At 37.8% G+C, this 12,396-nt stretch carries 8 protein-coding genes; 3 read left to right on the top strand and 5 right to left on the bottom strand.

The window, feature by feature from the left end; translation table 11 throughout:
* Nucleotides 1-50: 50 nt before the first annotated feature.
* A complete protein-coding gene (locus H4J46_RS16750; RefSeq protein WP_220463059.1) occupies nt 51-452 on the top strand; it encodes a CBS domain-containing protein in 402 nt (133 codons plus the stop codon).
* A 221-nt stretch (nt 453-673) separates the two neighbouring features.
* On the opposite strand, the gene H4J46_RS16745 is transcribed toward H4J46_RS16750, so the two are convergent.
* The 4 genes from H4J46_RS16745 to H4J46_RS16730 form a co-directional block, all read right to left on the bottom strand.
* A complete protein-coding gene (locus H4J46_RS16745) occupies nt 674-1,171 on the bottom strand; it encodes a regulatory protein RecX (protein WP_182234815.1) in 498 nt (165 codons plus the stop codon).
* A gap of 310 nt (nt 1,172-1,481) precedes the next feature.
* The gene (locus H4J46_RS16740) at nt 1,482-2,783 is read right to left on the bottom strand and encodes a hypothetical protein (RefSeq protein ID WP_182234813.1); all 1,302 of its coding nucleotides are present in this window, start codon (nt 2,781-2,783) and stop codon (nt 1,482-1,484) included.
* 610 nt (nt 2,784-3,393) lie between these two features.
* Nucleotides 3,394-4,581: a cystathionine beta-lyase gene (locus tag H4J46_RS16735; protein WP_182234811.1), complete on the bottom strand. Its 1,188-nt coding sequence runs from the start codon at nt 4,579-4,581 to the stop codon at nt 3,394-3,396.
* Between the two features lie 439 nt (nt 4,582-5,020).
* Nucleotides 5,021-7,474, bottom strand: a complete 2,454-nt coding sequence (locus H4J46_RS16730) for a DNA polymerase II (protein WP_182234809.1) — start codon at nt 7,472-7,474, stop codon at nt 5,021-5,023.
* Between the two features lie 83 nt (nt 7,475-7,557).
* Here H4J46_RS16730 and dinG point away from each other — a divergent pair, with 83 nt between their 5' ends.
* The gene (dinG, locus tag H4J46_RS16725; RefSeq protein ID WP_182234807.1) at nt 7,558-9,666 is read left to right on the top strand and encodes an ATP-dependent DNA helicase DinG; all 2,109 of its coding nucleotides are present in this window, start codon (nt 7,558-7,560) and stop codon (nt 9,664-9,666) included.
* Nucleotides 9,667-9,761: 95 nt separating this feature from the next.
* Here the strand turns inward: dinG and H4J46_RS16720 are convergent, their stop codons facing one another.
* Nucleotides 9,762-10,733, bottom strand: coding sequence for a magnesium transporter CorA family protein (locus H4J46_RS16720; RefSeq protein WP_182234805.1), 972 nt, complete (start codon nt 10,731-10,733; stop codon nt 9,762-9,764).
* Between the two features lie 298 nt (nt 10,734-11,031).
* Here H4J46_RS16720 and H4J46_RS16715 point away from each other — a divergent pair, with 298 nt between their 5' ends.
* The gene (locus H4J46_RS16715; protein WP_182234803.1) at nt 11,032-12,384 is read left to right on the top strand and encodes a magnesium transporter; all 1,353 of its coding nucleotides are present in this window, start codon (nt 11,032-11,034) and stop codon (nt 12,382-12,384) included.
* The last annotated feature ends 12 nt before the right edge of the window (nt 12,385-12,396 follow it).

Raw genomic sequence — 12,396 nt, 5'->3', positions numbered from 1 at the left:
CTATCTTTTTACATAATGAAAATTATTACTAAATTAAAAGGTGATTTACCATGCTTCAATCAGTTGATCTGCGCGATTATATGATCACTAACCCAATCAAGGTCAAAGATGATGATAATTTATTAGATACAATAAAAATCATTATAGATAATAAGGTCTCAGGGGTTTGTGTAATAAATGAAAAGAAAGTCCTCGTAGGCGTACTTTCCGAAATGGATTGTTTAGCTGCCATACTCGAAAGCACTTACAATAATGTTGGTGTTGGTTTAGTAAGTGAATATATGACTAAAGACAATATCGTTATTGCTCACCCTAGTGATGACATTATCAACGTCGCTCAGGACATGCTACTAAAAAAACATCGTCGTCGACCTGTTGTTGAAGATGGTAAATTGGTTGGGCAGGTTTCTTGTCGGCAATTACTAACAGCGGTTAATAAATTTAATAAGTAAATTTATTAAAAGTACCAGATTTTTTATCACAGTACGCGCATATAAGATCAATGACTTTATCTTCATTGATGATTCGTTATTCGCGTACACTACTACTAGCTTGATCAAGCATAAGCCATGGTGCAGAATGCTTTAGCCATAATTGATTATGTTTGATAAAGCCTATTTTTGATTGATGTAGCTATCTGATTAGCTAAATTAAACAATATTTTATCACCTTATTAACTGAACTTTATCGCTTTATCGGCGATTGAGTATGTAAAGCCTTTGGATATTAAATGCCGTAGCGCTTTTTGCTTTACTTTAATATCGTCAATAGGCTCTTCGCCAAACTTTCTGATCTTTAATGAAAGTGCCTTAGCAAAATAATCATCCTCAGATGTTTCTAGTGCTTCAACACATTCATTGATGATCTTAGATGCGAATCCCTTTACATACAATTTTTCTTTGATTTTATTAGGGCCAATATTTTTTTCTGATAAACTTGTAGTTAAGCGTGTTGCATAGCGAAAGTCATTAATAATGTCATGTTCTATCAAATAATTAAGTGCTGGCTCATTGAATTGAGTATCATCTTTAAACAACATATTAGCTTTTTGAAGTAACGCTTTTGCCGAGTAATCTCCATACCTTTCAATCATCCAAATCATATAGGATTTGACCCGATCATAAGAAATCACTTGCGGCTTTGCATCTTTTTTACTGGTTTTTTTATACATGTGGCTACTTTGCTACTTTCAAAATCGGGTTTATTAGAAGTTAATTTTGCTTATACCAATTTCATTAATAAGGTGATCTACTTTATACGCAGGAAAAACAGCCAAATATAAGGCATTTATTTAATAACTAGTTGTTCTAATTATTAAATAAATAACTAGTTGTTCTAATTATTAAATAAATAACGCAGTAGTTGGTTATTTTAACCAGTAAAAATGATCAGATAATTAGTGAGATTGGTATTAAACGCTTACGCATTAAATCCCTATCAGTATTTGCACCTAAGGCCAATAAAATGCCTTCTGATGATCATTAGTTTTGATTACTACATTGCCATGCATTTAAATAAGATGAGTTAACAATAATACCATCAAAGCCTTGCTCTTTTATCTTAATCAAGCTTTTGAAGGCTTGATCATAATCTTGATAAGCACCTGTCATCAACGCTACCATTTGCCAGTCAGATGAATAACATAGATGATAATAATCACTTAATGACTTGTTTTCTGTAGCAAACCTGATAACAGAACGCTTATGTTTATATACGCCATACTGAATATAGACTTGGTTATTTTCTGTCTGTAATTGATGATTTAAATTAATATTATATTCACTTAGCCACTCGTTCGGTAAAAGCTTAAAGTACCAATGTGGTTTTTCTGGTGCTAAAATATGCTCTACAACTGTTAGATTGTGAATATTATTATTTTTTTCACCTGTGCTATCTGTTGCTTCTATATTGTTTGTTTCATCTTTATTGCTTGCTAGTGTTATAGCAAGGTTTTCCCTGTTCTCTTTAAATTCTGCACTATCATTAAGTGCTAGAACATTTATTGGCCTGGTCACCTCGGCTTGGTTATTATTCTCATCCACGTCGTCAAACGCAGGCTTTGCTGATATTTCTTTTGGCGCTAGTTTCTCTGTGTTTATATTACTGACTAAATTGTTTGTTGGCTGTGTTGAACTATTATAAATATTTGACATTTTTTCTAGCAAAGGCGTTACTTGTGGGCCTAAAAGTAATCCGGCCATTAAAGCAATGAACAGTTTAAAGTTAATTGCTTTAAAGTTAAATAAGGCGATTTTGGACTTAAGAGGAAGATTTTCATCAAGATTAATAGGATAAACTTTACTGTGATAATATTGGCTAATCTCTCCTGAACTATATGATTTTTCTAATAAGGTATGGCCCCATAATTCAATGGTCAATAATGAGCTACCATAGCGTTGCCATGCCAGTAGTTGTCCTAACAAGTCATGTATACCACTTGCAATCAAATCAGCATTTTCAAATGCCCAAATAGTGATAACTTCTTTGTCTTTGTTCTCAATTAAATATTGCTTGGCATTTTCAAGGAATTGTTCGTTATTTTCTATTGAGGAAAACTGATCGATACCCCCCGTTACTAAGACACGCGTTAAATCATCGAGGTGCTCGATTTTTCCTGGTAAAAAAACGACTTGATGATGTTCAGGGATATTTTCAATATAGGTTTTTTTTAAACTCGCTAAAAGCTTTGGAGACTTGCTGGTAATAACTCGGCAAACACCTGTTTCTATCACAGAATATAAAAGTTGAAATAAACCTTTTCTTATGGGCGAATCACTATTCATTCAACTCTCTTATATCAAATACTATACATAGAAGACGGATCACAACTGACTTTACCATAATGCTGACTATAATTATGATTTCTCACATATTACAACAAGGCTAAGGATGAAAACAAGTAAACTGTTTTCATCCTTCCTCACCCTTTGTGCTCGGGTGTGTTTTAAAAGCACTAAAGGGTGAGGGAGGAGGATGTTGATAACCCGTATCAGGATCTGTTAGACAATAATACGCATTGAAAGTAAGGCTAAACCCTGGCTAAACGATAATATTCAAAAATGCTTGCAAACAAACACTTTATTATACTTTATCAGTGCACACCTGAAAATATACCAACGTGTGTTGTTTTACCCTAATAATTAAGAAAAAATATAATTCAGTGAAAAGTGCTTTATCTTGCGATAAGAGGTGGCATGGCAAAATAAACCATGCTGATAGCCTTTAGAAAACGGCTTTGAATCGATTTATGATTAAATTCAAAGTCCGTTTCAAAGGCTTTATTTAACATGAGCCGTTACACTAAATGTGTAACTGACTCTTACGTTAAGTCACTTACTATTTTTAAGTTCACTGCTGCAATACTAAACTGACAGATTAATCATAAAAATGCTCTTAGCTACCTTGTTGCTCAAGCACTTGATTAAAATGCGCAAAGCCTTGTGCTAAGTCATCAATTAAATCATCAACATTTTCCAAACCAACATGCAAACGAATCAAGGGAAATTGATATGGCCAAGTGGTTACAGTGCGCATATTATTAACCTTTGAAATACCTAAAATAAGGCTTTCAAAACCACCCCACGAATAACCCATTTTAAAATGTTCCATACTGTCTAAAAATGCGGTTAGTGCTGCTTGATTACCCTTGTTTAGTACAAACGAAAACAAACCATTTGAGCCGGTAAAATCACGCTTGAATGCTTCATGACCTGGGCAAGATGGTAGTGCTGGATGCAAAATAGTTTCAACCTCTGGGCGCGTTGACAACCACTGCGCTATTTTAAGTGCACTGGCCTGGTGCTGCTGTAAGCGTACGCTTAATGTTCTAATACCACGCATGGCTAAGTATAAGTCATCAGGAGAAGTACATTGCCCCATAATATAGCTGCTTTCACGCAATTGTGGCCAATGCTCAGCGTTTGCTGTTGCGGTACCTAACATGACATCTGAATGGCCAACAATATATTTTGTCGCTGCCTGTATTGAAACATCAACACCATAATCAAAAGGTTGAAAATTCACCCCTGCGGACCAAGTGTTATCTAACATCACGATACAGTTGTGTCTATGAGCTACTTCAGCTATCGCGGGAACGTCTTGCACTTCCATGGTAACTGAGCCCGGTGATTCAAGAAACACCACCCGGGTATTTGCTTGAATTAACGCTTCAATACCTGAACCAATCAATGGATCATAATAAGTCGTTTCAACACCTAACTTAGCTAATATTTTATCGCAATAATCACGGGTGGGTTCATAGGTGCTATCAACCATTAAAATATGATCGCCCGTTTTAACAAACGCTAATATGGCATTAGTGATTGCCGCAGTACCCGAGGGATATATGGCACAACCTGCTCCACCTTCTAACTCGGTCATGGCATCACTAAAAGCGAACGATGTTGAGGTACCACGACGGCCATAAAACAACACCTGATTGGTTTTATTTGCTGTGGCATGCTTCATTTCTTTGACAGAATTAAATACTACGGTAGATGCCCGCTCTACCGGTGGGTTAACGACACCGCGTGTCCATTGGCTTTTACGGCCGGCATTAATAAGTTTTGTTTCTTTTTTCATCTCTAGGTTACATTCCACGGTTGTATTTTTTGGATATCGCTCGATCAGGGACTTATCCTTTTAAAATCAAGCAGTGCTGACAATTCAAAAAGCGGCTAACGCATTTTTTAACTTCAGCTTTCTAAAGTTCACACTTTTCAAAGTCATTATAGCTATCTAGCCATCTATAGGTATTTGTATCGCGAATGAAGTAAAGAAGCACGCTTTATTTTGTCATAACATAGTCTTGAACAGTATTAAGCACATAAAATAGTATCATATGAGTAGTAGGCACTGATTAATTAAGTAACCCACCTTGTCTAATCTAAAATAAAAACAAGCTATAACAAGTAGTTATGATTTATTTATCTTCTAAAACCTCCCCTTAAAAACTTTACCCCTTAAGAGCAAAGCAAGCATTAACGGGGGATAATACTGTCAGTTGGCTCAAGGGGCAGTTTTAACGCTCAAACAAATTCATTTGGCTATTGGTGATTTCATCAAAACTGGTATTAATAAAAGGTAAAATAGCATCTGCCACCGCCAGCAATTGTCGATCAATATAAAATTGATAATCCAAAGCAGCGCTTTGACAGCCTTTCGCTTGTGGGCCATTGGTGGTCATTAGATATTCAATCCAACCTTTATTTTGATACTTAAGAGGTTTTCCCTGTTGCTGATAAATTTCATCGGCTAGCCTTGCTGCTCTCACATGTGGCGGCACATTTTTAACGTAAAGTTCAAGCTTTCTGCGCAAACGTTTACGATAATAAAGTAAGTCATCATGCTTACCCGCTAAGGTATCGGCAACCATTTGCTTGATGTAATCAGCGACCGGTTCGTCATTAAAAATTTTCAAATACAAAGTACGTTGAAATTGCTTGGCTAATTCGGTCCAATCGGTGCGAACACTTTCTAAACCTTTAAAAACAAGTTGTTGTTGTTCGCCCTTTTGTACTAAACCTGCATAGCGTTTTTTTGTACCTATGTCTTGGCCACGAATGGTTGGCATTAAGAATTGACTAAAGTGGGTTTCAAATTCAATATCAAGCTCGCTAACAATATTAAACTGCTCTTTAAGTAATTTTTGCCACTTTTGGTTAATGTAATCTTGTAAAATTTTACCAAGCGCTCTACTGTGCTCTGCGCTTTGATGGTCACCGACATGGACAAATATTGAGTCGGTGTCACCATAAATAACTTGATAACCTTTTGCTTCAATCCATGATTTAGTGGTTTTTAGTATGCTATGGCTGCGTTTCGTAATAGAGCCGGATAACCGGGGATCAAAAAATCGGCAGCCGGTTGAGCCCAAAACACCATAAAATGAATTCATAATAATTTTTATCGCTTGTGACAACGCAGAATTTTTATCTCTTTTGGCAATATCTCGCTCTTTCCAAAGCTCAGTGATGATATCAGGTAGAAAGTGCTGTTCTCTTGAAAAATAAGCCCCGTCAAAGCCCTCTATGGCTGCTTCTGGCGATTTCAAACCTTCAATCAAGCCCATAGGGTCAATATTAAAACTGCGGATAATACTGGGATACAGGCTTTTAAAATCTAACACCAACACATTTTGATAAAGCCCAGGGGTAGAGTCCATCACAAAGCCGCCCGGTGATTCAAAGCCTTGATCGCCATCGCCCATATTAGGCGCAATATAGCCACTACGATGTAATTTAGGCAAATATAAATTGGTAAAAGCGGCGACAGAGCCACCGACTCTATCAATAGCTAAACCTGTTAACTGCGCCCTGAGCATGGCAAATTCTAATAACTGCGTATGCTGAAAAATTAACAGCACTAAGCGACAGTCTTCTAAGTTATAAATCGCCAGCGCTGTTTTATCATGATTAAAATTTTCAGTTATTTCTTGAATACGGTGATCAACATCGTCAACTTTTTTACCCATACCCAGTAAGCTATTCGCGACATTGTCGAGTGAAAAACTAGGAAAGTTATAAGTAGCACTTTTCAGTAAGTCGATGCCATCGAGTACTACACGGCCATTAATTTCAATAAATTGCTGTTCACTACTTTGATTTTTACGCCAATGAGGTGCTTTTTTATCTCGACCAATCGTAAATTTAAGGCCATGTAAATCATAACGCTTTTGCAATAATGCAAAATCAAAATTAATCACGTTCCAACCCATAATAATATCAGGGTCGTGTTGGGTAAACCAAGCGAGCAAACTCACTAATAATTGTTGCTCATTAACTTGCCAGACAATATCAATGTCACAGGTAGTTTGTTGCTCGCAGGCTATTTCTTCTGCGTTAGCAATCATCAGCACTTGCTGACAGTGCTCGCCATATAGCCCAATAGAATAGAGTTCACCCGACATTGAACATTCAATATCAAGCGATACTCTCGACAGTGCAATGTCAGTTTGTTGCGCTTTATCAATACGTTTACATTTAACCTGTTCAAAGCGCTGGTAGGCTTGATTATCAGCTGAAGTCAAATTTACTGACTGACCAGCAAACGTGAGATCGGCAGTAATAAAACGCTCCATTAAAAAACGATCATCTGGGCGAATGTCGTCTTCATAACACTTAATACCTTTTTGCTTTAGTACAGCGCGGGCTTGGTAAAAATCACGTAAGGTCAAAAAATATACGGCAGCCACTGCGGCTTGATTAAATGCTTTTAGCGCAAGCGATTTTATCTCATCAAAGTTAATGCCTTGTTTAACTAATACTTCCCTAACATGAGTCACATCAATAACTTCAACAAAAAAAACCGCACGCTCGTTATCAATAATCAGCTGCACTGGCCCTTGTGGCGTTTTCAACCACAGGGTAATTTCAAGGTGGTTGTTTCTGTCTGCCGCATTTCGGGTCAACAGAAAACCACGAGTACTAGCTAATGATTGAACTAGGTCAGGAATATTTTCAGGAGAAAGTTGCATTAATGGTTCTAATTGTTCATGACAAACTGTTAATATATACAGCAGTGTAAATCATCTTTTGTCGATAGGAAACTACAGCCGCGATGTTAAGCGATAAAATTAAACAAGTTATTAGAACCTCCTATAAAAGCATAGGTGAAAACCTCACCAACTTTAACCCGCGCCAACAGCAAACCTTTTTAATTGCTGAAATTGCCAAAACACTGGCCGGTGATTACGACAAAGTACGTAAAATTATTACTATTGAGGCGGGCACAGGCACGGGTAAGTCTTTAGCTTATGCGCTTGGCGCTATTCCGTTAGCGTTAAATCGCAACAAAAAAGTCTGTATAGCGACCGCAACCGTGGCATTGCAAGAACAACTGGTTGATAAGGACCTACCCTTTCTAAAAAAATACAGCGGTTTAGACTTTAACTTTACCTTAGCAAAAGGACGCCAGCGTTATGTTTGTCGGCAAAAACTCGCGCAAGCAGTGGCGAATGACGACAGCCCGCAAGCCGGTTTTACCTTTGCAGAAAAACCTCAAGCAAGTGATATTCGAACCTTAAATAAGATGCACCAAGCGCTCAATGATAATAGTTGGCCCGGCGATATTGACGCTTGGCCAGAGTCGGTTAACCATCATATTTGGCAACAAATACAAGCCGATAAACATAGCTGTTTAAAGCATGTTTCAGAGCACAGTCATTGTCCATTTCATAAGGCTAGAGAGTCCATGGACGCTGCTGATGTGTTAGTGGTTAATCATAGTTTACTCTTGGCTGATTTAGAACTGGGTGGCGGTAAAATATTACCAGCTCCTGAAGACACTTTCTACATTATTGATGAAGCGCATCACTTGCCAAAAGTAACACGCGATCACTCCAGTGCAAACCTGACGCTCAAGGGCGCGATTGACTGGCTTAATAAATTGCCAGAAACCGGTGATAAAATCGCAAAACTGGTTAAATCAAATAGCGTAATTTCTCCCTCAATAAAAATGGCTGACGATAGCCAAGATATATTAGCTGACATGCAAAAAGTGTTGAGTTTTATTGATAATAATCGCAGCCTTTATTTTCACCAAGCAGTGAAAAATAGCAAGCAGATGCAAAACCAACCACTACAATTTCGTTTTGAAAACGGCATTATTCCGCAATCATTAAAGCATTGGGCGGAAGATCTAACCCAGAGCTCTAAAAAATGTTTAACGCATTTAAACAAGCTTTATAACCTACTGATGGAATCGGTCAAAGACGGTGATACGCAAATGTATTTAGCCGAACCCTTGTTGGCCGAATCTGGCTTTATGATCCAGCGCTTGGAAAATTTTAATGCCTTATGGCAAATGTATGCCAAAACGGATAGCGACAAAGGTGCCCCTATGGCGCGTTGGTTGGAGCAAATTGAAGGCAAACGTAGTGACTATTTAATGAGCGGTTCGCCTATCGAAGTGGGTTTCACCTTAGAAAATATGCTGTGGTCTAAATGTGAAGGCGCAGTGTTGTGCTCTGCCACTATTCTCGCTTTAAACTCGTTCGATCATTTTCGCCGACAAGCGGGTTTAAGAACCGATGATGGCAGCCAATACCAAAAAGTTGATTCGCCCTTTGATTATCAAAAAAATGCGCAGCTAATCGTGCCTAAAATGCAATATGAGCCGAGTGCTGATCAGTTTACTGACGAATTAATTGCCAAGTTGCCTGAACAAATTAAACGCGGTAAAGCGACGCTAGTGCTGTTTTCCTCGTATTGGCAAATGGACAAAGTGGTTACCGCCCTGCGAGAAAAAACCAAACTCAGTATTTTGGTGCAAGGCGAACAGTCTCGACAAAAAATCATTGAAACTCATAAAGCCCTTTGTGACAAAAAAGAAGACAGTATTATTTTTGGTACGCAAAGTTTTTCTGAAGGCTTGGATTTACCCGGCGACTATCTCACTAATGTGATTATTACCAAGTTGCCGTTTTCGGTGCCATCATCGCCAGTAGAGGAAGCACAAGCAGAATATATCACGGCTAAAGGCGGCAATCCGTTTATGTCTATCTCAGTACCTGAAACCTCAAAGAAGCTTATTCAAGCGACTGGACGACTACTGAGAAACGAAAAAGATTATGGTTTTATTACACTAATGGACCGGCGTGTGGTGAATAAACGTTACGGTAAAGACTTATTAAACTCTTTACCGCCATTTAAACGTATTATTGAATAGTTTTTTATTATTATCGAGTAAAACGAGACCTAGTTAAGAAACTATAGCGGTTTAGCTGGGTATAGTTTCCTATAAGTTAGCATTTAGATAATTATCTACAACCAACGTTTTTTCTTAAATACCATCAGCAATGCCACTGAAATCACCGCCATTACCCCTAATAAAATAAAGTAACCATTAGCTGCTTTTAGTTCAGGTATATACTCAAAGTTCATCCCGTAGATACCGGCAAGAAAGGTTAAAGGCACAAATAATGCCGTGATTACGGTTAATACCCGCATAGTGGCGTTAAGTTGATGCGATGTTACAGACATATAGCCATTGATTAAATCACCACAAATATCGTAATACATTTGCGAAAGGCTCAGCAAACGATCTAAACGCTCGCGTAAATCATTAACCGTATGGGTTTCTTTATCGGTGATGAGATCAGTATCTTCATCATCTACATAAGCTTTTAGCCTTTCTCCCATAGTGACATGGTAATTAAAAGTACGCCTTATTTTCACCAGTTGTGAGCGGTATGAGGTGATTTGTTTCATCATCTTGTCATTACCACTTGATTGAAAGTCATCTTCAATTTTTTCTAGCTCAGCTTCAAAACTAAACATTTCCTTTAGATAATAACCACAACTGCTGTGGAAAAGCCTCAGTGCCAAATGCACAGGACTGCGCTTGAGGTATTTTTCACTGTTTTCGGAAAATAACTCGTTAATCGCTAATGAGCTTTGCGGGTGACGGGTAATGAGTACACGTTTGCCAATAAACATACTAATTTGCAAATGACCAAACCTTAGGCTATCGTCATTGGCAATAATGCCGCGGTACAGCATAAAAATATAATCGTTAAACAACTCAATTTTAGGTGGATGGCGCTCACGAAGCACATCATTTATCGCTAAAGGATGGCAATTAAACTGCGTTAATATCCGTTTCTCTTCTTCTAATTCAACGTTATCAAGATCAATCCACAGTGTAGTATCGTCATTTTCTTGCCATTGGTTGATTAATTCACTGCTACCAAAGACAGTTTTTTTAGTTGCTGATATCAACATACATTTTATCATTATATACTCTCAATATGCCCCGAGTGAAACGGGATAATCATTACCCCTGAGCTTTGATTTTATTGTTATAAAGTCAAAAAATCAGCAACAAGCCAAAGCTAAAAAATAGTGAAATAAATTAGCATTAAAGCTAACTTATTTCTCCTTGATTGTAATACACTTGTTTTTAAATACGAATATAATTCACCGAATATAACTCACTAAAAGTAATAACATAAAAGTTAAGAGTAAATGACAAACAGTTACGCTCCCACACAAGGTCATATGCTTTTATTAAAACAGCTTTAAGGATGAATAAATGTTAGAAAATCCCATTGATAAATTATCCTTAGTCATTGACGACATTCTCATTGCAGAGCATACGCAAGAAATTGTCCAAGTAATGCGCTCGGCCATTGAAACACTCGCGCCAGAACAATTTGCCCTGTTAATTGAAGCATTGCCACAAGATAAGCGTTTAAGTGTTTGGTCTACTTACCCTGAAACCATGCAAAGGTCTGCTTTTGTTGATATGGGACAAGGCACTCGAACCAGCTTAATTCAGGCGTTAAGTGACGAGGAATGTTTTGAGTTGCTTGCTCAACTAGATGTTGATGAAGTAATTGAAATTGCTGAGGAAATACCAAGCCGTCTATTAAAGTATGCGATAAAAAATTTAGATGATTCACAGCGAAAACTTTATCAACAGGCACAGCAATTTAGTGTTGATGAAGTCGGTCACTGGTTAGATTACAATTATGTTCGTATTTCAGAAAAGCTTAAAGTCACTAGTGCGCAGCTACTTTTACAAAAAGGTCTCTCACCCTATACCGAAGACTTTTATGCGGTCAATAAAGAAGGTGTTTTAACCGGTACTGTCGCCATTAATGCGCTAATACAAAGTGACGGCGAAAACACGTTAAAAACACTTTTTTCTGCTGAGATAACAAGACTTAATGCTAATGAAGAGTTAACAACCGCAGCGGAAACGGTAATACTATCAGGTAAAATGTCGCTACCCGTTGTTGATGAAAACGAACATTTTCTTGGCCGATTTACTGTCGAAACCGCCTATCAAGTAAAGCAAGAATCGCAAGCAGAGCAGATGACTACCGCCGCGGGTTTAAGTACCGACGAAGACTTATTCGCTAGTGTACGAACCAGTGCCAAAAACCGTGGTATTTGGCTTGGTATTAACTTACTGACCGCATTTTTGGCTTCTTGGTTTATTGGTTTTTTTGAAGCAACACTACAACAAGTGGTAGCCTTAGCGGTATTAATGCCAGTAGTTGCCTCTATGGGTGGCGTGTCGGGTAGTCAAACCTTAACGGTTATTGTTCGAGGCTTAGCCTTAGGACAAATAACAGAACAAAATAGAAAGGTGCTGCTGCGCAAAGAGTTAAAAGTGGGTGGGGTCAATGGCATCATTTGGTCTATTGTTATCGGCGCAATTACCTATTTTTGGTTTGACAGCATCGAATTAAGTTTGGTTATTGCCTTAGCGATTTTATTAAATTTATTAACCGCATCTGCATCCGGCGTTATGATCCCGGCATTATTAAACAAATTGAATATTGACCCAGCCTTGTCTGGCGCGGTTATTTTAACCACAGTAACTGATATTGTTGGCTTTGTGGTGTTTTTGGGATTAGGTAGCTTACTGCTACTTTAGAAAAGTAAAAAA

The organism is Colwellia sp. MB02u-6 (genome assembly GCF_014077095.1).
Classification (GTDB): domain Bacteria; phylum Pseudomonadota; class Gammaproteobacteria; order Enterobacterales; family Alteromonadaceae; genus Cognaticolwellia.
Note: the sequence above shows the minus strand (reverse complement) of the source record. Positions and strands in the feature narration are given on the sequence as shown.